Here is a 21,484-nt window from a genome sequence, read left to right on the forward strand (position 1 = left end):
ACTGTGGCGCTTTTTCATGGCACTCTAGGCAAGCACATCATGAGTTGCCCAGCATGCCCAGCCCAAGCGCCACCTTCCGTCCGGCCATCGGCCTGTCCAACCCCCACCTGCAGACGCTGTGGGGCCCCTTGTGGCGCAAGCTGCCTGAGCTGCAGCGCAACCGCGAGCGCCTGTGGCTGGCCGACGGCGATTTCATCGATCTCGACTGGCATGGCCCGCATCAGGCACAGGCGCCACTGGTGCTCGTGCTACATGGGCTGACCGGCTCGTCCCATTCACCCTACGTCAAAGGGTTGCAGCAAGCGCTGCAAAACCGCGGCTGGGCCAGCGTGGCGGTGAACTGGCGTGGTTGCTCAGGCGAACCCAACCTGCTGCCGCGCAGCTACCATTCCGGAGCCAGCGAAGACCTGGCAGAAATTGTCAGCCACCTGCACGCCCAGCGACCGTTGGCGCCGCTGTATGCGGTGGGTTACTCGCTGGGTGGCAATGTGCTGTTGAAATACCTGGGAGAGAGCGGCGTTGCCAGCCAGCTGGAGGCGGCAGTTGCCGTGTCGGTGCCCTTTCGCCTGGACCACTGCGCCGACCGTATCGGCCAGGGCTTTTCCAAGGTGTACCAGGCGCATTTCATGCGCGAGATGCTGGCGTATGTTCAGCTCAAGCAGCGGCACTTCCACGAGCAGGGCGAGCATGAACGGCTGGCGGCGCTGGAGCGCCTGGGGCAACTGACCAACTTGCGCACGTTCTGGGACTTCGACGGCAAAGTCACGGCACCGCTCAATGGCTTTCGCGATGTGCACGACTACTATCGCCGCTCATCGAGCCACTTCTTCCTCGGCCAGAACCGCACCCCGACGCTGATCATCCATTCCAGCGATGACCCGTTCGTGGCCGGCCAGAGCCTGCCTACGGCCCGTGAACTGGCACCCCAGACCCGCTTCGAACTGCACCGCCGCGGTGGCCATGTGGGGTTTGTCGATGGCAGCCTGCGCAACCCGGGGTACTACCTGGAGCGGCGGATTCCGCAGTGGCTGGTCGAAGGCCAGTAAGAACCGCAGTTTTCATTGGCAGTACCGGCCTCATCGCCGGCAAGCCAGCTCCCACAGGGATCGCGCAAGCTTTGGAATGTGAGCAAGGCAATAGCTCCCACAGGTAGGGCACAGCCCTGATGGGCAGTGACATACCTGTGGGAGCTGGCTTGCCGGCGATGAGGCCGGACCTGCTTACTCGCCGGTAGCTACGGCATGCTGCGGGTTGTTGATCCACTCGCTCCACGACCCGGCGTACAGCTTGCCCAGCGGATACCCTGCCAGCGCCATCGCAAACAGGTTATGGCAAGCCGTCACCCCAGACCCGCAGTAAGACACCAATTGCTCCGGTGCCCGCCCGGCCAGCTTTTCGGCAAAGCGCTGCTTGAGTTGATCCACAGGCAAGAAGCGACCATCAGCCCCCAGGTTGTCGGTAAACGCCGCGCACTGGGCCCCGGGAATATGCCCCGCCACCGGGTCGATCGGCTCTACTTCACCGCGAAAACGCGGCAAGGCACGCGCATCAATCAAGGTCAGGTCAGTGCTGCCCAGGCGCTTGCCCAGGTGTTCGGCATCGATCAGCAGCTTGGCATCCGGCTCACCACTGAAGGTGCCTTCACGTCTGGACGGTGAGTCCAGGCTCAACGGCAGGTGCGCCGCATGCCAAGCCTTCAGGCCACCATCGAGGATCGCCACGCCGTTGCGCTTGCCAAGCCAGGCCAGCAGCCACCAGGCCCGGGCGGCAAAGGCGCCAGGGCCGTCGTCGTACAGCACCACCTCGCTGTCGTTGTCCAGGCCCCACTCGCGCAGGCGCTCCACCAGCCGGCGCGCATCGGGCAGCGGATGGCGCCCGGTGTGCCCCTTGCTCACCGGCCCGCTGAGGTCGCGGTCCAGGTCGGCAAAATGCGCCCCGGCAATATGCCCCTGGGCATAGCTGCGTTGGCCGTAGTCCACATCCTCGAGGGCAAAGCGACAGTCGAGGATCACCAACTTGGGCGAGCCCAGACGCTCGGCCAACTGCTGCGGGGTGATCAATTGCGCAAGGGGCATGACAATCTCCTGATCGATGGCACTAGGGCCCTGGGTCAATGTTCCAGAGCCTGGTTGAACGGTACATGGAATTCCTGGCACAGGGCGTCCACAGCACTGCGCGCACCCTCGGTGACGTAGCCGAGTTCCAGCACCAGCACCTGATAGACGCCCCGCTTGAAGGCTTCTTCACCCAGGTGCGCGGAATGTTCACGCGTAGTGCTGAGGAAACGGACCCAGGACGTCAGCACGATCCAGGCATTGATGGTCAGCGATTCGATCTGCGCCGGCGCCATGGTCAGGATGCCCGCCTCGACAAAGCCGCGGTAGATCGCCTGGCCCTGGCGCAGGCAGCGCTCGGAAAAACGCCGGTAACGGGCGGCCAGCTCCGCGTCGCTGTCCAGCAGGTGCTCCAGGTCGCGGTGCAGGAAGCGGTAGTTCCACATCGCCGCGAGCAAGGCCTTGAGGTAGAACCGCTTGTCCTCCACGGTTGCCTGGCGGCCTTGCGGCGGGCGCAGGAAGCTGTCTACCAGTTCTTCATACTGGCTGAACAACAGGGCAATGATCGCCTGCTTGTTGGGGAAGTGGTAATACAGGTTGCCGGGCGAGATTTCCATGTGCGCGGCAATGTGGTTGGTACTGACGCTGCGTTCGCCCTGCTGGTTGAACAGCTCCAGGCTGTTCTGCACGATGCGCTCTCGGGTCTTCATGCGCGGGGCCATGCTCAGCTCCCAGTCTGCGGGCTTTCATCAAAGGGTCATCTTACGGCGTATTACAGGTGGAATGCACCGTTCGGCGGCGGGGAAAAATTCGCACCATCGTCCCGATTAGAGTATAGGCTCTAGACATTTCCTGCCCGGATCAAACGCTGCCATGAACGCGCCCAGTGCCGTGACCCCTGTGCAATCAGACCTCGACCTTGCGGCGATGTTCGCTGCCCAGCGCCAGGCCTTCGCCGGCAACCCCCTGCCGCCGGCGGCCCAGCGACTGCAATGGCTGAGAACCCTGCGCGAAGCCTTGCTGGCCAACCAGGCTGGGCTGATCGAGGCCATCAGCGAGGATTTTTCCGGGCGCAGCGCCGACGAGACCCTGCTGGCCGAGCTGCTGCCCTCGGTACAGGGCCTGCGCCACGCCGAAAGGCACCTGCATCGCTGGATGCGCGCCGGCCGGCGACGGGTCGGTTTGGCCTTCCAGCCGGCCAGCGCGCAGGTACGTTATCAGCCGCTGGGGGTGGTGGGCATCATCGTGCCGTGGAACTACCCGCTGTTTCTCGCCATCGGCCCGCTGACCTGCGCCCTGGCCGCAGGCAACCGGGTCATGCTCAAGCTCAGCGAAGCCACGCCCGCCAGCGCCCAGGCCTTGAAACAACTCTTGGAGCAGGTGTTTCCCTCCGATCTGGTCAGCGTGGTGCTGGGTGAGGTAGCGGTGGGCCAGGCCTTCGCCCACTTGCCCTTCGACCACCTGCTGTTCACCGGTGCCACCAGCGTGGGCCGGCAAGTCATGCTGGCGGCGGCGCAGAACCTGACCCCGGTTACCCTGGAGCTGGGCGGCAAGTCACCGGCCATCGTGTCGGCCGACGTGCCACTGGACAGCGCCGCCGAGCGCATCGCCTTCGGCAAAACCCTCAACGCCGGGCAAACCTGCGTAGCCCCCGACTATGTGCTGGTGCCGCGCGAACGGCTGGCGGCCTTCAGCGACGCCTACCAGCGCGCCGTGCGCCGCCTGTACCCACGCATTGCCGACAACCCCGACTACACCGCCATCATCAACCCCCGCCAGCTGCAGCGCTTGCAGCACCTGCTGGACGATGCCCGCGACAAAGGTGCGCAGGTGCTTGACCTGTACCCTGGTGAAACCCGCCAGGGCCGGCGCCTGCCACCCCACCTGCTGCTGGACGTGAACGACAGCATGCAGGTAATGCAGGACGAAATCTTCGGCCCGCTGCTGCCGCTGGTGCCCTACGACAGCCTCGACCAGGCGCTGGCCTACATCAACCAGCGCCCGCGCCCGCTGGCGCTGTACTACTTCGGTTATGACCGGGCCGGCCAAGAGCATGTGCTGCGCCACACCCACTCCGGCGGGGTATGTCTGAACGACACCCTGCTGCATGTGGCCCAGGACGACCTGCCCTTCGGCGGCATCGGCCCTTCGGGCATGGGCCACTACCATGGCCACGACGGTTTCCTGACCTTCAGCAAGGCCAAGGCCGTACTTGCCAAGCAACGTTTCAACGCCGCACGGCTGATCTACCCGCCTTATGGCAAAGCCTTGCAGCGCCTGGTCTACAAGCTGTTCATCCGCTAAGCAGCTGCCCGTGCACCGCCCCGTGGCACACAGCGCATGACAACGAATACGGCGCCTGTCTATAGTGCCATCAGCTGGCCGCATGACTTGGCCGGGCGCAATCGCTGCGCTACCATCCGACTCCCCAACGCACTCCAGCCAGGATGACGCGATGAACCGAGTGTTGTACCCGGGTACTTTCGACCCCATTACCAAAGGCCATGGAGACCTGGTCGAGCGCGCCTCGCGCTTGTTCGACCACGTGATCATCGCGGTGGCGGCCAGCCCGAAGAAAAACCCCCTGTTCCCCCTGGAGCAGCGGGTGGCGCTAGCCCGTGAGGTCACCAAGCACCTGCCGAATGTCGAAGTCATCGGCTTCTCCTCCCTGTTGGCGCATTTCGCCAAGGAACAGGGCGCCAACGTCTTCCTGCGTGGCCTGCGTGCGGTGTCCGACTTCGAGTACGAGTTCCAGCTGGCGAACATGAACCGGCAACTGGCCCCCGATGTCGAGAGCCTGTTCCTGACCCCTTCGGAACGTTATTCGTTCATTTCCTCGACTTTGGTCCGGGAAATCGCTGCACTGGGCGGCGATATCAGCAAATTCGTCCACCCGGTGGTGGCCGAAGCGCTGACTGAACGCTTCAAGAAGTAAGCCTGATCGCCTGATTATCGCGCCCGCGTGCACTGCGGGCGCGAATGCGGCACAATTGTGCCCACTGCGTTGAACATGCCCGGGCCATGAGCCCCGGCCGGAGTCCCCATGTCCCTGATCATCACCGACGATTGCATCAACTGCGACGTCTGCGAACCCGAGTGCCCGAACGAGGCCATCTCCCAAGGCGAAGAGATCTACGTGATCGACCCTAACCTGTGCACCCAGTGCGTGGGCCACTACGACGAGCCGCAGTGCCAACAGGTCTGCCCGGTCGACTGCATCCCGCTGGATGAAGCGCACCCGGAAAGCGAAGAACAGCTGATGGCCAAGTACCGCCGGATTACCGGCAAGGCCTGATCACTGGTCACTGTGGGAGCGGGCATGCCCGCGAACACCGGCGCAGCCGGTGCCATCCATCGCGTCGCCTGCTTCGCGGGCTTGCCCGCTCCCACAGTGATCGCGCCAGCTTCAGGTCAGCGCTGGCAGCGCGGGCAATACACGCTCGCCCTTTGCCCCAGCTTCACCTCGCGTAACTCCGTGCCGCACACCTTGCACGGCTGCCCGCCTCGCCCGTAGACGAACAATTCCTGCTGGAAGTACCCCGGCTGCCCATCGCCACCGATGAAGTCGCGCAGGGTGGTACCACCGCGCTCGATCGCCGCCGCCAGCACCCGCTTGATCTCGATTGCCAGCTTCAGGTAGCGCGCCCGTGAAATCCCGCCCGCCTCGCGCCGAGGGTCGATGCCTGCGGCAAACAGCGCTTCGGTAGCGTAGATGTTGCCCACCCCCACCACCACCGCGTTGTCCATGATGAACGGTTTGACCGCCATCGACCGCCCGCGGGACAGCTGGAACAGGCGCTCACCGTCAAACAGGTCCGTCAGCGGCTCAGGCCCGAGGCGCAGCAGCAGCTCGTGGTTCAGCGGGTCCAGGCTCCACAGCATGGCACCAAAGCGGCGCGGGTCGGTGTAGCGCAGCATCAGCCCCGACTCCAGCTCGATGTCGACATGTTCATGCCTGGCCGCCGGCAAACCCAGCTCGACCAGCCGCAAGTTGCCCGACATGCCCAGGTGGCTGATCAGCGTACCGACCTCGGCATTGATCAACAGGTACTTGGCGCGCCGCTCGACACTGACAATGCGCTGCCCCGACAGGCGCACATCCAGGTCCTCCGGGATCGGCCAGCGCAAGCGCCGGTCGCGCACCACCACGCGGCTGACGCGCTGGCCTTCGAGGTGGGGCGCAATACCGCGCCGGGTGGTTTCTACTTCTGGCAATTCCGGCATGTGTCAGTGCCCGCTCAGCTCGCGAATGTTCTGCTTGAGGTTTTCGAAATCGTATTCCGACAAGCCAATGTAATCGAGCACCAGCGGGCCGACCACGTTCCATTCGTGGTCCACCGCCTGGCTGCCCAGCACCCGGTAGGACGCGCAGATGTGCTCGGCCATCTTCAGCACCGCCAGCAGGTTTTTCAGCTGGCTCTGGGTATTGCGCGCGCTCTCGTCCCGGAACACGGCCAGGGCGTTGTGGTGGTTGGCGATGGCTGCCGTGAGGTGCTCGGGCAGGCGCCAGGACTTGGCGGTGAAATAGCCGACCACCGAATGGTTGGTGTTGAACACGCGGTTTTCGGTGTCGACCACGCGCGTTTCTTCATCGGCCTGGGCATAGGCCTGCACCAGCACATCCATGTAGTCCGGGAAGCGCTTGAGCATCAGCGGCACCCCACAGTCATGGAACAGGCCCAGGGTGTAAGCCTCGTCCGCGGCCTGGATCCCGGTGCGCTTGGCCAGCATCAGACAGGTGTTCGCCACGTCCTGGGCGGTATCCCAGAAACGGTTGAGGGTGACGATGGTCTCGTCGCTCATCTCGCCCTTGATCGACTGGGCGTTGATCAGGTTGATGATCGAACGGCTGCCCAGCAAATTTACCGCGCGCTGGATCGAGCCGATCTTGTTGGACAGGCCGAAGTGCGGGGAGTTGACCAGCTTGAGCAAGGCGCCCGAGAGGCCCGGGTCCTGGGAAATCAGCTTGGCGATGGTTTCCAGGTCCGGGTCAGGCATGTACTGCTCGAACTGCAGGTCGACCATGATCTGCGGTTGCGGCGGAATGGTGATGCCTTGCAAGGCTTGCTGGATCTGTTCGGCGCTGAGTTCTTGGGACATACGTGCACACTCGTTTAGGACCGGCGATTTTAACCCTCTAAGCGCTCGCCGTGACAGGTGCAGCGCCTGGGAAATCGAGCGCCGCCCACGCGGCGCTTCGCAGCACAAGGCTGCTCCTACATCTGTTTCGGGCCTGTTATTCCTGCAGCAAAGGCGCGCGGGCCTTTGCCGTTCACCTCAATATCGCGTCGGACAAACAAAGCGATCGCGTGCATTGGCACAGGCGTGACTGGCCCGAAACAGATGTAGGAGCAGCCTTGCGCTGCGAAGCGCCGCGCGGGCGGCGCTCGATCTCCCAGGCGCTGCACCTCTAAAGGCGAAAGCACCGCAGACACGTTATACTCCCGCTCTTTTTTCCGGAGCGACGTCATGTCCCTGCCCAGCCTTCGCCTCAAAGCCAATGCCGACCGCCGCCTGCGCGCCGGCCACCTGTGGGTCTACAGCAACGAAGTCGACGTCACCGCGACCCCGCTGCAAGGCTTCCAGGCCGGCCAGCAGGCCGTTCTCGAGGCAGCCAACGGCAAGCCGCTGGGCATCGTCGCACTCAGCCCGAACAACCTGATCTGCGCCCGCCTGCTGTCGCGGGACATCAAGCTGCCGCTGGACAAGTCGCTGCTGGTACACCGCCTGAACGTCGCCCTGTCGCTGCGCGAGCGCCTGTTCGACAAGCCGTGCTATCGCCTGGTCTACGGCGATTCCGACCTGCTGCCGGGCCTGGTGGTCGACCGCTTCTTCGACATCCTCGTGGTGCAGCTGGCCTCGGCCACCATGGAAGCGCACAAGGACGACGTGATCGCTGCCTTGGTGCAGGTGCTCAAGCCCAGCGGCATCCTGTTCAAGAACGACTCCGCCGCGCGTGACGCCGAAGGCCTGCAGCGCTATGTCGAGACCGTCTACGGCGAAGTGCCGGACTGGGTGGCGCTGGAAGAGAACGGCGTCAAGTTCGAAGCCCCAGTGCGTGAAGGCCAGAAGACCGGCTGGTTCTACGACCACCGCATGAACCGCGCGCGCCTGGCGCCGTACGTGAAGGGCAAGCGTGTACTCGACCTGTTCAGCTACATCGGTGGCTGGGGCGTGCAGGCCGGCGCGTTCGGCGCCAGCGAAGTATTCTGCGTCGATGCCTCGGGCTTTGCCCTGGATGGCGTGGAGCGTAACGCTGCCCTGAACGGCATCGGCGAGAAGCTGACCTGCATCGAAGGCGACGTGTTCGAAGCCCTGCGCGAGCTCAAGGCTGCAGAAGAACGCTTCGACGTGATCATTGCCGACCCACCCGCCTTCATCAAGCGCAAGAAAGACCTGAAAAACGGCGAAGCGGCCTACCGCCGCCTGAACGAACAGGCCATGCGCATGCTGAACAAGGATGGCATCCTGGTCAGCGCCTCGTGCTCGATGCACCTGCCCGAGGACGACCTGAACAACATCCTGCTGACCAGCGCCCGCCACCTGGACCGCAACATGCAGCTGCTCGAGCGCGGCGGCCAGGGCCCAGACCACCCGGTACACCCAGCCATCGCCGAGACCCGCTACATCAAGAGCATCACCTGCCGCTTGCTGCCAAACAGCTGAAATCTGCTGCAAAGGGCCGCCTGGCGGCCCTTTCCTGCTGCAATCTCCCCGCCAACCATCCACATCTGCATTCCCTCACCGCGCCAGCGGTGTAGAATCGGCCTATTCATCGCCAGTCATCCCCGGCGGGTTTATGAGCTCTGGCCAAGCACGCGGCGATCCCGTGGTGTCTTCGGCCCCATCCGTGCCAGTGGCAACAGGCCTGCGGCACAAAGGACAAGAGAAGCTCACTCCCCTTTATGTGACCTGATTAAGCCGCCAGGAGTGTTTCATGCCTGATTATCGTTCCAAGACTTCCACCCATGGCCGCAACATGGCCGGCGCCCGTGCCCTGTGGCGCGCAACCGGGATGAAGGACGAAGATTTCAAGAAACCGATCATTGCCATCGCCAACTCGTTCACCCAGTTCGTCCCGGGCCACGTGCACCTGAAGGACCTGGGCCAGCTGGTTGCCCGCGAGATCGAGCGCGCCGGTGGCGTGGCCAAGGAATTCAACACCATCGCGGTCGATGACGGCATCGCCATGGGCCACGACGGCATGCTGTACTCGCTGCCAAGCCGCGAGATCATCGCCGACGCCGTGGAATACATGGTCAACGCCCACTGCGCCGACGCCATCGTGTGCATCTCCAACTGCGACAAGATCACCCCCGGCATGCTGATGGCCGCCCTGCGCCTGAACATCCCGGTGATCTTCGTTTCCGGCGGCCCGATGGAAGCCGGCAAGACCAAGCTGGCCAGCCACGGCCTGGACCTGGTCGACGCCATGGTCATCGCCGCCGATTCCACGGCTTCCGACGAAAAAGTCGCCGAATACGAGCGCAGCGCCTGCCCGACCTGCGGTTCGTGCTCTGGCATGTTCACCGCCAACTCGATGAACTGCCTGACCGAGGCCCTGGGCCTGGCCCTGCCGGGCAACGGCTCGACCCTGGCCACCCACGCCGACCGCGAGCAGCTGTTCCTCACCGCCGGCCGCACCATCGTCGAGCTGTGCAAGCGCTACTACGGCGACAACGATCAGTCGGTACTGCCGCGCAACATTGCCAACTTCAAGGCGTTCGAAAACGCCATGATGCTCGACATCGCCATGGGCGGCTCGACCAACACCATCCTGCACCTGCTGGCCGCAGCCCAGGAAGGCGAAGTCGCGTTCGACCTGCGTGACATCGACCGCCTGTCGCGCAAAGTGCCGCAGCTGTGCAAAGTGGCGCCGAACATCCAGAAGTACCACATGGAAGACGTGCACCGCGCCGGCGGCATCTTCAGCATCCTCGGTTCGCTGGCCCGTGGCGGCCTGCTGCACACCGACCTGCCGACCGTGCACAGCGCCAGCATGGAAGAAGCCATCGCCAAATGGGATATCACCCAGACCGATGACGAAGCCGTGCACACCTTCTTCAAGGCCGGCCCTGCCGGTATCCCGACCCAGACTGCGTTCAGCCAGTCGACCCGTTGGGAAACCCTCGACGACGACCGCGAAAACGGCTGCATCCGTAGCTTCGAGCACGCCTACTCGCAAGAAGGCGGCCTGGCCGTGCTGTACGGCAACATCGCCCTCGACGGTTGCGTGGTGAAAACCGCCGGTGTCGACGAATCGATCCACGTGTTCGAAGGCAATGCCAAGATCTTCGAGAGCCAGGACAGCGCCGTGCGCGGCATCCTCGCCGACGAAGTGAAGGCCGGCGACATCGTGATCATCCGCTACGAAGGCCCGAAAGGCGGCCCGGGCATGCAGGAAATGCTGTACCCGACCTCGTACCTGAAGTCCAAAGGCCTGGGCAAGGCTTGCGCCCTGCTCACCGACGGCCGCTTCTCGGGCGGTACCTCGGGCCTGTCGATCGGCCACGCCTCGCCGGAAGCGGCTGCCGGCGGCGCCATCGGCCTGGTGCGCGACGGCGACAAGGTATTGATCGACATCCCTAACCGTTCGATCAACCTGCTGGTCAGCGACGAAGAACTGGCCGAGCGCCGCATCGAGCAGGACAAGAAGGGCTGGAAACCCGCTGAAGTACGCCCACGCAAAGTGACCACCGCGCTGAAGGCCTACGCCCTGCTGGCGACCAGTGCCGACAAAGGTGCGGTGCGCAACAAGGCGATGCTGGAAGGGCTCTGAGGCTTTTCTAGCGTGAAAGAAGAACCGGCGCCCTGGGTGCCGGTTTTTTATGCCTGTTCCGGCCTCTTCGCGGGTGAACCCGCGAAGAGGCCGGAACAGACAACGCAACAACTACTGGATTTGCTCCGGCGTCACGATCACCCAGTTCTTGTCCGCCGTCACCGGCAACCCTTCCTTGGCCTGCGCCGCCGCATTCCTGGTAATCATGCCGTTGAGCTGGTCCATGTACTTGGCCTTGCGGTTTATCCACAGGTGGATGCCACCTTTGCCCACATCCACCCCGTGGAACTGCATGTAGCCATCGCTGGTCGGCGTGTCGCCGCCCACCAGCACCGGTTTCTTCCATTCATCGATGTAGGTCAGGATGGCCGCCTGCTTGCCCGCCATCCAGGTAGCGGGGGTCCACAGGTACGGTGTCAGCTCCAGCCCTTCGTTGGCTTTGGCATCATAGTGGCCAGCACTGATTTGCTTGCGTGCCGTGGTCAGTTGCCCATTGCTGCGGTCCTTTAGCAGCAGGCTCACGCCGATCACGTTCTGCGGTTTCACGTTGTAGCCGTACCTGGGGTCCGAGGCGACCATGCGCACCAGCTCTTCGGAGGCCGCCGAAATCACGTACACCTCGATGCCATTCTCCATCAACTTGTTGTAGAGCTCGGCTTGGCCCTTGAAGACCTTGGGCGGCTGTACCTCGATGGCCTTGACCTGGTCGCCTTCGTAATAAGTACTGGGGATCGGCTTGGTAGAAGCCATCAGCTCATCCACCTGCACCTTCAACTCCTTCAGGGTAAAACCCGAGAACACCTGGGCCACCCACGGGTAGCAGACCATGTCGTCGACTTCGCACAACCGGTAGTAGTAGCTGAACAGGCTTTCCTTGTGCTCGGCAGTGTCCTTGAACGGCATCAGCTTCAGCGACGGGTCAAGCTTGTCGCGGCTCAGCAGGCCCTTGTTTTCCATGAACGGCAGCAGGGCTTCTTCCAGGTCATAGCGGTAGCTGGTGTTGTCCATGTCGAACACCGCGTAGTTACCCTTGTTGGCATTGGCAGCGATCATGCTGTCGAGCTGCCTGGCCGCCTCGGCGGGCCAATGCTTGAGCTCGGTGGCGAAGGTTTCGATACTGAACAGCAGGGACAGGCCGATGGCGGCGGCTTTCACAGCGACTTTCATGTACGAATCTCCTGAAATGACCCAGAAACGCTAGTGCAACAATCCCCACTGCCAACCTTCGATAACGACCTCAATGCAGCCGCAAACGCCGCGTTCATTGCAATCTGCGACACTTCGTTATTCCATAAACGACTATGCAAATTCCATTTGGGTATAAATTCGTTTGTTTTCAGGCTGTTAGCATTTCCGTTCGCAATCGCTCACAGAGGCGATGCCACTTCTGCTTTTTTCTGCTGGAGCTTCAATGAACCTGCCGCTGTCACTTAACCTGCTGGCGTTCCTGGCCCTGTTGCTGGGCCTGGCACAAACCCGCCGCACCGACTGGAGCCTGGCCAAGAAGGTACTGCTGGGCCTGGTGCTGGGCGTAGTCTTCGGCCTGGCCCTGCACACGATCTACGGCGCTGGCCACCCCGTGCTCAAGGCCACCATCGCCTGGCTTGACCTGGTCGGCAACGGCTATGTCGGCTTGTTGCAGATGATTGTCATGCCGCTGATCTTCGCCTCGATCCTCAGTGCCGTGGCGCGCCTGCACAATGCCTCGTCGCTGGGCCGCATCAGCGTGCTGAGCATCGGCACCCTGCTGCTGACCACCGCCATTGCCGCGCTGATCGGCATCGTGCTGACCAACCTGTTCGGCCTGAGTGCAGAAGGCCTGGTGGCCGGTGTGCAGGAAAGCGCCCGCATGCAGGTTATCCACAGCGACTACGCCGGCAAGGTCGCCGACCTCAACATCCCGCAGCTGCTGCTGTCGTTCATCCCCAGCAACCCGGTGGGTGACCTGGCGCGGGCCAAGCCGACGTCGATCATCAGCGTGGTGATCTTCGCCGTGTTCGTCGGCCTGGCCGCGCTGCAGCTGATCAAGGACGATGCCGAGAAAGGCGAGCGCGCCCTGTCGGCCATCGACACCCTGCAAGCCTGGGTGATGCGCCTGGTGCGGGTGGTAATGAAACTGACCCCGTATGGCGTGCTGGCGTTGATGACCAAGGTGGTTGCCAGCTCGAACATGGAAGACATCCTCAAGCTGGGCAGCTTCGTGGTGGTGTCGTACCTGGGCCTGGGGTTGATGTTCGTGGTGCACGCCCTCATCCTGGCGGCGACGGGTGTGAGCCCGCTGCGCTTCTTCCGCAAGGTGTGGCCGGTGCTGACCTTCGCCTTCACCAGCCGCTCCAGCGCCGCCAGCATTCCGCTGAACATCGAAGCGCAAACCCGCCGCCTGGGTGTGCCACAGTCGATTGCCAGCTTCAGCGCATCGTTCGGCACCACCATTGGCCAGAACGGCTGCGCCGGCCTCTACCCCGCCATGCTGGCGGTGATGGTGGCACCGGCGGTGGGCATCGATACCTTCGACCCGCTGTGGATCGCGACCTTGGTGGCCATCGTCACCTTGAGTTCGGCAGGGGTTGCCGGCGTGGGTGGCGGTGCCACCTTTGCCGCACTGATTGTACTGCCGGCCATGGGCTTGCCGGTGGAGCTGGTGGCGTTGCTGATTTCGGTGGAGCCGCTGATCGACATGGGGCGTACGGCGCTGAACGTGAACGGTTCGATGACTGCGGGCGTGGTGACCAGCCAGCTTTTGAAAGAGACAGACAAGGACGTGCTGGCGGGCGATGAGCATGCCGATCTGAGCCATACCTGACTGTTTGCCGGGGCGCAGTGCGCCCCAATATCCAGTAACGCAATGGCAAGGGAAGCCAGCAACTGGTCGCTGCAGGCGTCGCTATACTGCTAGCCGGGCGTAGCGCATACGCCGAGGGAAAGGAGCCAACATGCACCAGTACGACATGACCCAGGCCGAAGCCGAAAAAATCCGCATCGAGGTAGCCAAGATTCGCGTCGAAGTCGACAAACTGATGGCCGAGACGCGCAAGCTGAATGCCGAGGCGGTCAAAATGAGCCGCGAAACATTCTGGTATCCGGTTGCCATCGCCGTAGGTTTCGTCACGACGGTGGCGACGGTTACCGCATTGATCATCAAGTTGCTCACCTGAGCACCGCCCCACCGCAAGAGCGGCCTTACCGGGGCGCCGGCCCGGTCGGAAAGGGCTGCAAAGCAGCCCCGGCTTTCTCAAATCTGGTCCCAAACCTCGAAGTGATACGCAGGCTTACCCTCTTCCGCCTGCGCCTCGCTGGACGCCAGTTTCCAAACCGCTTGGTCAAACTCGGGGAACCAGGCATCCCCCTGCGGTGACAGCTCCACCCGCGTCAGGTACATGCGGCTGACCAGCCCCTTCTCCAGCGCCTGGCCATACAGCTGCGCCCCGCCAATCAGCATCAGCTCTTCAACGCCCTGCTCGCGCGCCCACTGCTCGGCCCGCACCAGCGCATCTTCAAGCGACGCAAACACCTCGGCACCCGCCAGTTCAAGCCCCGGCTGGCGGCTGACGACGATATTCAACCGCCCCGGCAGCGGCCGCCCCAGCGAATCCCAGGTCTTGCGCCCCATGATGATCGGCTTGCCCAGGGTGGTGGCCTTGAAGTACTTGAAATCCCCGGGCAAATGCCAGGGCATGGAATTGTCGATGCCGATCACGCGGTTCTCGGCATAAGCCGCGATCAGGCTGAGGGGGAGTGATGTATTCATGCCAGCGAGGATAGCACCGGGCGTGTGGGTTATGCTTCTGCCCTGACCTGTGCAATGGAAGACCATGTGACTGAACCGACTCCACTGGACAAGCGCTGGCTCACCGAAGCGGTACGCCTGCGCGAGGAACACGCCGGCCCCCTGGAAGACCAGGAAGCCAACCGTCGCGCCCGCCAGTTGGGCGGCGACCTGGCGGCCCGCATCGAAACCCGTGCACTGTTCCTGGCCGAACGCGATGGCATGAGCACCGCCCTGCGCCACTGGAAGCAAGGCGCGCGCCTGGCGCTGCTGGCCTTGCTGCTGATGGCCGTGCTCAGCGGCGCGGGCTTGGCCCTGGCCGCCCTGGGCGACGGGCAGCGGCCGGTGAACGTGTTCTGGGCCCTGGGCAGCCTGCTCGGGCTGAACCTGCTGACGCTGCTGGGCTGGGCCATCGGTTTTGCCGTAAGCGGCGAGCATGGCGCAGGGCTGGGCCGCTTGTGGCTATGGCTGAGTGAACGCTTTGCCCGCGATGCCAAGGCCGCACACCTGGCACCTGCGCTGCTGGTGCTGCTGCAACGCCAACGCCTGAACCGCTGGCTGCTCGGCCTGCTGGTGCATGGCCTGTGGCTGCTGGCCATGCTCACCGCCCTGGGCATGCTGCTGGCCTTGCTGGCGACCCGGCGCTATGGCTTTGTCTGGGAAACCACGCTGCTTGCCGCCGACCCGTTCATCCACCTGACCCAAGCCCTGGGCGCCCTGCCTTCGCTGCTGGGCTTTGCCGTGCCCGACCAAGCCATGATCCGCGCCAGCGGCGACACCTTGCCGGCCCTGGAGCAAGCCCGACAGGCCTGGGCCAGCTGGTTGCTGGGGGTGGTGCTGGTGTATGGCCTGTTACCACGCATGGTACTGGCTGCATTGTGCCTGTGGCGCTGGCGCCAGGGCCGCGAGCGCCTGGCACTGGACTTGAGCCTGCCCGGCTACGCGCAACTGCGTGATGCACTGATGCCGCGCAGCGAACGCATCGGCGTGCAGGATGCCGCGCCCGAGGCCCTGCCACAGTTTGCCGCCGGCCAGCTGGAAAGCGGCAGCAGCGGTGCCCTGCTGGTGGGCCTGGAACTGGACGACCAGCGCCCCTGGCCGCCCGCCCTGCCGGAAAGCGTGATCGATGCCGGCGTGCTCGACAGCCGCGAATCGCGCAACAGGTTGCTCGAACAACTCAGCCGTTTCCCCCCGGCACGCCTGGCCATCGCCTGCGACCCCCGGCGCTCGCCCGACCGCGGCAGCCTGGCGTTGCTCGCCGAACTGGCGCGCAATGCCGGCGCAACCCGTATCTGGCTGCTGCAGGCTGCACCGGGCCAGGCCGTCGATGCCCAGCGCCTCGGCGATTGGCACGAAGCCCTTGACCGCCTTGGCCTGCAGCATGCCGACACCTCACCGCTGACCTGGCTGGAGCATGGCCATGACTGAGCCACTGAAACTGGCCGTGGTCGGCCACACCAACGTTGGCAAGACCTCGCTGCTGCGCACGCTGACCCGTGACGTCGGCTTTGGCGAAGTGTCCCACCGCCCCAGCACCACCCGCCATGTAGAAGGTGCGCGCTTGTCGGTGGACGGCGAAGCCTTGCTGGAGCTGTACGACACCCCGGGCCTGGAGGACGCCATTGCCCTGCTCGACTACCTCGAGCGGCTGGAACGCCCGGGCGAGCGCCTGGACGGCCCGGCCCGCCTGGAGCGCTTTCTGCAAGGCAGCGAAGCGCGCCAGCGTTTCGAGCAGGAAGCCAAGGTGCTGCGCCAGTTGCTGGCCAGCGATGCCGGCCTGTATGTAATCGATGCGCGCGAGCCGGTGCTGGCCAAGTACCGCGATGAACTGGAAGTGCTGGCCAGCTGCGGCAAGCCGTTGCTGCCGGTGCTCAACTTCGTCGCCAGCCACCAGCACCGCGAGCCGCAATGGCGTGAAGCCCTTGCCCGGCTTGGGCTTCACGCGTTGGTGCGGTTCGACAGCGTGGCCCCGCCCGAGGATGGCGAGCGCCGCTTGTATGAAAGCCTGGCCCTGCTGCTGGAGGACGCCCGCCCGGCCCTGCAGCGGCTGATCGACGACCAGCAGGCACAGCGCCTGGCCCGCCAGCACAGTGGCAAGCGGCTGATTGCCGAGTTGCTGCTGGACTGCGCCGCCTGCCGGCGTAGCGTCGAGGCCGAGCCAGCGGCGGAAGCCAAGGCCATAGAGGCGCTGCGCCAGGACATACGCCAACGTGAACAGCGTTGCGTCGAAGCCCTGCTCAAGCTGTATGCCTTCCGCCGCGAGGATGCCCATGCCAGCGACCTGCCGTTGCTGGATGGCCGCTGGGGCGATGACCTGTTCAATCCTGAAACCCTGAAGCTGCTGGGCGTGCGCCTGGGCAGCGGCGTGGCGGCCGGCGCTGCAGCCGGGGCCGGGGTCGATCTGCTGGTCGGCGGGCTTACCCTCGGCGCGGCAGCGCTGGCCGGCGCGATTGCCGGCGGTGCGTTGCAGACGGCGCGTAACTATGGCTCACGCTTGATGGGCAAGCTCAAGGGCAAACGCGAGCTGACCGTGGACGACACGGTATTGCGCTTGCTGGCGTTGCGTCAGCAGCAGTTGATGGTGGCGCTGGATAACCGCGGGCATGCGGCGCAAGACAGCATCAGGCTGGGTGAGCTGGATGAGAAGGCCTGGCGCGAGGGCAAGTTGCCAGAGGCACTGGTGAAGGCGCGGGCGCACCCACAATGGTCCACCCTCAACCCAGGGGCGAAACTGAATCAGGCTGAGCGGCAGGAACAGCTGGAGGCACTGGTTTCACAATTTTGAGTCAGCAGGCCTGGCCTCTTCGCAGCACAAGGCTGCTCCAGACAGGCGGACGCGATACCTGTAGGAGCAGCCTTGTGCTGCGAAGAGGCCGGTACAGGTTACTGCTGGGCCACCTTCTCCGACTTGCCGTCGTAGCGCTTGCGCCACTCGGCCAGAATCTGGTCACGGTTCTTCGATGCCCAGGCAAAGTCGTTCTTGATCAGGCGCTGCTCATAGTCCGCCGGCAGCTCGGTCTGTGGCTTGGCAATACCCGGCGCGGCCAGCACGGCGAAGTTTTCCTTGTACAGCTCCATGGCAGCCGGGCTGGCCGAGAAATCAGCCAGGCGCTTGGCCGCCTCCGCCTTGGGCGAGCCCTTGATCACCGCAGTCGCCTCGATCTCCCAGCCCAGGCCTTCCTTGGGCAGCACGATGTCCAGCGGCGCGCCCTGGCGCTTGAGCTGCACGGCCGGGTACTCGAACGAGATACCGATCGGGAATTCGCCCGCAGCCGCCAGCTTGCACGGCTTTGAGCCAGAATGAACGTACTGGCCGATGTTCTGGTGCAGCGCGTCCATGTAGGCCCAGCCTTGCGGCTCACCAAAGGTCTGCAGCCAGGCGCTCACATCGAGAAAGCCGGTACCCGACGAGGCCGGGTTCGGCATGACGATCTTGCCCTTGTACTCAGGCTTGGTCAGGTCCTGCCAGCTCACCGGCTTGCTCAGGCCCTGCTTCTCGGCCTCGATGGTATTGAAGCAGATGGTCGCGGCCCACACATCCATACCCACCCAGGCCGGTGGGTTGGCGGCGTCCCGGTAGTTGCCGGCAATCTTGCCCAGGTCCTTGGGTGCATAGGCTTCAAGCATGCCGTTCTGGTCGAGAATGGCCAGGCTGGACGCCGCCAGGCCCCACACCGCGTCGGCTTGCGGGCGGTTTTTTTCGGCCAGCAGCTTGGCGGTGATGATGCCGGTGGAATCGCGAACCCACTTGATCTCGATGTCCGGGTTGGCTTTTTCGAAGGCCTGTTTGTAGCTCTTCAGCTGCTCGGCTTCCAGCGCGGTGTAGACCGTCAGCTGGGTACCGGCGGCTGAAGCCTGCAGGCTGAACACGGCGCAAACGGCAGCGGTAAGTGCAAGGTGCTTGTACATGGGTAGGTTCCTTACAGGTCAGACGGTCGCGGCGCGTTGACGCCAGGCTTGGGAGCGGCGCAGCAGGCCGCGTGAGGCTGCAGCCAGCAGCAATGAAGCGCTGGCACTGGTCAGCAGGATCAAGGTGGACATGGCAGCAGCACCGCCAACGTTGCCGGCGTCGTCCATGTTCAGCACGGCAACGGCCGCCAGGATGGTGTCGGGGCTGTACAGGAAGATCACCGCCGACACCGTGGTCATGGCCGAAACGAACAGGTAGCGGATGATGTCCAGCAGCGCCGGCAGGCAGATCGGCACGGTCACGCGCAGGAAGTGCTTGTACAGCGGCGCCTTCAGTGACAGCGCGGCGGCCTCGAACTCGCCATCAAGCTGGCGCAGCGCGGTGGTTGCGGTCATCTGAGCAGTGGTCAGGTAATGGGCGATGGTGCACACCACCAACAGCCCCATGCTGCCGTACAGCACATGCAGCGGGTTGCCGTTCAGGTTGAAGAAGAAGACGTAACCCAGGCCCAGCACCAGGCCCGGCACCGCCATGGGGATGAAGCTGAGCAGGCGCAGCACCTGGTTGAGCAGCCGCTGGCCCTGGGTCTTCTCCATCAGGTAGGCACCGGTGAAGATCACCATGCTGCCGATCAGCGCGGTGCCGATGGCCATGCTCACGCTGTTGCGGTAGGCCAGCCAGCCGCCACCGGCGGTGTCTTCGAACATGTAGTGCCGCAGCGACAATGACAGGTTGTACGGCCAGAACGTGACCAGCGACGAATACACCGCCATGCCGGTCACCAGCAACAACGCCGCGCACACCAGCAACACAATGGCCAGGAAGCAGGCATCGCGACCACGCGATGGCTTGGGCTCGAACACCTGGGCACGGCCGCTCATGGCCTCGCCCTGGCGCCGGCGCAGCCAGGCGTCGACGCTGAAGCTGAACAGGGCCGGCAACAGCAGCACCATGCCGATCAGCGCACCACGGCCGAACTGTTGCTGGCCGACCACCGCCTTGTAGGCCTCCAGCGCCAGCACCTGATAGTCGCCACCGACCACCACCGGCACACCGAAGTCGGTGATGGTCAGGGTGAACACCAGGCAGAACGCCGCGAACACCGCCTGGCGCGTGGCCGGCCAGGTGATGCTGGCAAACGCCCGCAATGGGCCGGCGCCCATGCTGGAGGCGGCATCGAACAGGCGGGCATCGGCCAGCGACAGCGCCGACAGCAGAATCATCAGCGCATGCGGGAAGGTGTAGATCGCCTCGCCCAGCACGATGCCCCAGAAGCCGTAAATGTTGTCGCTGAGCAACCCGCGCAGCAGCCCCTGGTTACCGAACAGATAGACCAGGGCAATGGCCGGCAGCATCGACGGCGCCAGCAGCGGCAGCAGCGAAATCCCCCGCCACAGGCCCTTGGCCGGGATCAGCGTACGTTGCAGGGCATAGGCAAACAGGTAGGCCAACGGCACCACGATGGCCGCGACGGTGAACGCCACCGACAGGCTGTTGCCCAGCAACCAGTGGAAGTTGTCGCTGGCGAACAGCTCCTGGGCTGCCAGCAAGCCGCCACCCTGGCCCGCGTCCGCGCTGAAGCCACGCCAGAAGATCGCCAGCAGCGGCATCAGCACGGCCAGTACCAACAGGATCAGCAGCAGGCTCTTGCCGCCGACGACGAACAACCGATCGCCCAGGGCAACGCCAGCACGCGGCGCGGCTTTGGCCTGGCTCAGCGGCAGAGACATTGGCGCGGCCATCTCAGGCAAACACCTGCAGTCTCTGCGGCGGCAATGCCACCCAGATGTCCTGCGAACCCAGGCGCGGCATGGCCTCGGGGGCCACCTCGGCCAGCAGGGCATGGCCTGGCAGAGCCTTGAGTTCAAAACTCATGCGGCAGCGGTTACCGAGGAAGGTGATTTCGCGGACCATGGCCGGGAACAGGTTTTCTTCGTGTACCACCGGGTTGACCGTGATCGCCTCCGGGCGGCAGAACAGCCGGCCGCTGCTGGCCTGGGCCGAACCCGGGGCCAGTCGCATGTTCATGTCGCCGACCTGGGCATGGCTGTCGCCGCTGCGCTGGAACGGCAGCCAGTTGCCCTGGCCGACGAACTCGGCAACGAACGGCGTGGCCGGTTGGTCGTAGATTTCCTGCGGGGTGGCGTACTGCTCGACCTGGCCGTTGTTCATCACCGCAATGCGGTCGGCCATCAGCATGGCCTCGTCCTGGTTGTGGGTCACCATCAGGGTGGTGATGCCCAACTGACGTTGCAGCTGGCGCAGCTCGGTGCACAGGTGCTCGCGGACCCGGGCGTCCAGCGCCGACATCGGCTCGTCGAGCAGTAGCAGGGATGGCGACGGGGCCAGCGCGCGGGCCAGGGCCACACGTTGCTGCTGGCCACCGGAGAGCTGGCCTGGGTATTTCTTCTCGCTGCCAGAAAGGCCTACCAGTTCGAGCATTTCAGCCACCCGCTGGCGGGCCGGCTCGCGGCCACTGCCGGTCAGGCCGTAGGCGATGTTGGCTTCGACGGTAAGGTTGGGGAACAGCGCGTAGGACTGGAACAGGATGCCGTAGTCACGGGCCTGGGGCGGCAGCTCGGAGATATCGCGCTCGCCGATATACAGCGTGCCGCGGTCCTGGCGCTCCAGGCCGGCGATGCAGCGCAGCAGCGTGGTCTTGCCACAGCCGGACGGGCCGAGCAGGCACACCAGTTCGCCGGCGGCGATGTCCAGCGAGACATCGTTGAGTGCCGTGAAGGCACCGAAGCGCTTGTGGATGTTGCGCACTTTCATCTGTGCGCCGGGGGTGGTGTGGTTCATGGCAGGGCCTCATCGAAGAGATGGGGCCATGCTAGGAAGGCTGTGCGAAGGTTCTGTGGCGTTAAGGCAAAAGCGGGTGATAGTCGTATAGGCAAATTTGGTAATGGCCTGACAGGCCGTCACCCTACTTGTAGGAGCAGCCTTGTGCTGCGAAGAGGCCGGTACAGCACATG

Annotated in this window: 19 protein-coding genes; 10 read left to right on the plus strand and 9 right to left on the minus strand. The window is 64.2% G+C overall.

Features of this window, described 5'->3' with window-relative positions; genetic code table 11:
* The first annotated feature begins 53 nt into the window (after window positions 1-53).
* Window positions 54-1,046 (plus strand): hydrolase, encoded by a 993-nt coding sequence (locus SB765_RS06485; RefSeq protein ID WP_341797026.1) that lies wholly within the window; start codon window positions 54-56, stop codon window positions 1,044-1,046.
* Window positions 1,047-1,220: 174 nt separating this feature from the next.
* Here the strand turns inward: SB765_RS06485 and SB765_RS06490 are convergent, their stop codons facing one another.
* Entirely contained in the window at window positions 1,221-2,075 is an 855-nt protein-coding gene (locus SB765_RS06490) for a sulfurtransferase (protein ID WP_410931096.1), read from the minus strand.
* 35 nt (window positions 2,076-2,110) lie between these two features.
* Window positions 2,111-2,776 (minus strand): TetR/AcrR family transcriptional regulator, encoded by a 666-nt coding sequence (locus tag SB765_RS06495; RefSeq protein WP_410931097.1) that lies wholly within the window; start codon window positions 2,774-2,776, stop codon window positions 2,111-2,113.
* 151 nt (window positions 2,777-2,927) lie between these two features.
* Here SB765_RS06495 and SB765_RS06500 point away from each other — a divergent pair, with 151 nt between their 5' ends.
* The 3 genes from SB765_RS06500 to SB765_RS06510 all read left to right on the plus strand — a co-directional run bounded on the left by SB765_RS06500 (window position 2,928) and on the right by SB765_RS06510 (window position 5,349).
* A complete protein-coding gene (locus tag SB765_RS06500) occupies window positions 2,928-4,358 on the plus strand; it encodes a coniferyl aldehyde dehydrogenase (RefSeq protein WP_341797029.1) in 1,431 nt (476 codons plus the stop codon).
* A 151-nt stretch (window positions 4,359-4,509) separates the two neighbouring features.
* Window positions 4,510-4,989 carry a pantetheine-phosphate adenylyltransferase gene (gene coaD, locus SB765_RS06505; RefSeq protein ID WP_016489662.1) on the plus strand — a complete coding sequence of 160 codons (480 nt, stop codon included), beginning with the start codon at window positions 4,510-4,512 and terminating at the stop codon, window positions 4,987-4,989.
* A 108-nt stretch (window positions 4,990-5,097) separates the two neighbouring features.
* The gene (locus tag SB765_RS06510; protein ID WP_019473229.1) at window positions 5,098-5,349 is read left to right on the plus strand and encodes a YfhL family 4Fe-4S dicluster ferredoxin; all 252 of its coding nucleotides are present in this window, start codon (window positions 5,098-5,100) and stop codon (window positions 5,347-5,349) included.
* A gap of 116 nt (window positions 5,350-5,465) precedes the next feature.
* Here the strand turns inward: SB765_RS06510 and mutM are convergent, their stop codons facing one another.
* Together mutM and SB765_RS06520 are read right to left on the minus strand one after the other, a co-directional pair.
* Window positions 5,466-6,278 (minus strand): bifunctional DNA-formamidopyrimidine glycosylase/DNA-(apurinic or apyrimidinic site) lyase, encoded by an 813-nt coding sequence (mutM, locus tag SB765_RS06515; RefSeq protein WP_049276511.1) that lies wholly within the window; start codon window positions 6,276-6,278, stop codon window positions 5,466-5,468.
* Between the two features lie 3 nt (window positions 6,279-6,281).
* Complete coding sequence (locus tag SB765_RS06520; RefSeq protein ID WP_341798936.1) at window positions 6,282-7,100, minus strand: HDOD domain-containing protein; 819 nt, start codon at window positions 7,098-7,100, stop codon at window positions 6,282-6,284.
* Between the two features lie 423 nt (window positions 7,101-7,523).
* On the opposite strand from SB765_RS06520, the gene SB765_RS06525 reads away from it, so the two are divergent.
* Entirely contained in the window at window positions 7,524-8,720 is a 1,197-nt protein-coding gene (locus SB765_RS06525) for a class I SAM-dependent rRNA methyltransferase (RefSeq protein ID WP_234226492.1), read from the plus strand.
* Window positions 8,721-8,991: 271 nt separating this feature from the next.
* On the plus strand, window positions 8,992-10,833 hold the full coding sequence (ilvD, locus tag SB765_RS06530) for a dihydroxy-acid dehydratase (protein WP_016502088.1): 1,842 nt from the start codon (window positions 8,992-8,994) through the stop codon (window positions 10,831-10,833).
* A gap of 111 nt (window positions 10,834-10,944) precedes the next feature.
* Here the strand turns inward: ilvD and SB765_RS06535 are convergent, their stop codons facing one another.
* Window positions 10,945-12,000: a haloacid dehalogenase-like hydrolase gene (locus SB765_RS06535; RefSeq protein WP_241799568.1), complete on the minus strand. Its 1,056-nt coding sequence runs from the start codon at window positions 11,998-12,000 to the stop codon at window positions 10,945-10,947.
* Window positions 12,001-12,244: 244 nt separating this feature from the next.
* On the opposite strand from SB765_RS06535, the gene SB765_RS06540 reads away from it, so the two are divergent.
* Window positions 12,245-13,636 carry an L-cystine transporter gene (locus SB765_RS06540; protein WP_410910998.1) on the plus strand — a complete coding sequence of 464 codons (1,392 nt, stop codon included), beginning with the start codon at window positions 12,245-12,247 and terminating at the stop codon, window positions 13,634-13,636.
* A gap of 145 nt (window positions 13,637-13,781) precedes the next feature.
* Window positions 13,782-13,988, plus strand: a complete 207-nt coding sequence (locus SB765_RS06545) for a hypothetical protein (RefSeq protein WP_410931186.1) — start codon at window positions 13,782-13,784, stop codon at window positions 13,986-13,988.
* A gap of 77 nt (window positions 13,989-14,065) precedes the next feature.
* Here SB765_RS06545 and SB765_RS06550 read toward each other — a convergent pair whose 3' ends face one another.
* The gene (locus SB765_RS06550) at window positions 14,066-14,581 is read right to left on the minus strand and encodes a dihydrofolate reductase (RefSeq protein ID WP_410910997.1); all 516 of its coding nucleotides are present in this window, start codon (window positions 14,579-14,581) and stop codon (window positions 14,066-14,068) included.
* A 54-nt stretch (window positions 14,582-14,635) separates the two neighbouring features.
* Here SB765_RS06550 and SB765_RS06555 point away from each other — a divergent pair, with 54 nt between their 5' ends.
* Window positions 14,636-16,027: a DUF2868 domain-containing protein gene (locus SB765_RS06555; protein WP_341797033.1), complete on the plus strand. Its 1,392-nt coding sequence runs from the start codon at window positions 14,636-14,638 to the stop codon at window positions 16,025-16,027.
* Window positions 16,020-17,384: a GTPase/DUF3482 domain-containing protein gene (locus SB765_RS06560; protein ID WP_341797034.1), complete on the plus strand. Its 1,365-nt coding sequence runs from the start codon at window positions 16,020-16,022 to the stop codon at window positions 17,382-17,384. Before SB765_RS06555 ends, SB765_RS06560 begins: the two co-directional genes overlap by 8 nt.
* 98 nt (window positions 17,385-17,482) lie before the next feature.
* Here SB765_RS06560 and SB765_RS06565 read toward each other — a convergent pair whose 3' ends face one another.
* Genes SB765_RS06565 through SB765_RS06575 form a run of 3 tightly spaced genes read right to left on the minus strand, consistent with a single transcriptional unit; the run spans window position 17,483 to window position 21,311 of the window.
* Window positions 17,483-18,508, minus strand: a complete 1,026-nt coding sequence (locus SB765_RS06565; protein ID WP_341797035.1) for a putative 2-aminoethylphosphonate ABC transporter substrate-binding protein — start codon at window positions 18,506-18,508, stop codon at window positions 17,483-17,485.
* Between the two features lie 18 nt (window positions 18,509-18,526).
* A complete protein-coding gene (locus SB765_RS06570; protein ID WP_410931098.1) occupies window positions 18,527-20,251 on the minus strand; it encodes a putative 2-aminoethylphosphonate ABC transporter permease subunit in 1,725 nt (574 codons plus the stop codon).
* 1 nt (window position 20,252) lies between these two features.
* Window positions 20,253-21,311: a putative 2-aminoethylphosphonate ABC transporter ATP-binding protein gene (locus tag SB765_RS06575; RefSeq protein WP_410931099.1), complete on the minus strand. Its 1,059-nt coding sequence runs from the start codon at window positions 21,309-21,311 to the stop codon at window positions 20,253-20,255.
* Between the last annotated feature and the right edge of the window lie 173 nt (window positions 21,312-21,484).

This window comes from Pseudomonas sp. SIMBA_067 (assembly GCF_046534675.1).
Lineage (GTDB): Bacteria > Pseudomonadota > Gammaproteobacteria > Pseudomonadales > Pseudomonadaceae > Aquipseudomonas > Aquipseudomonas putida.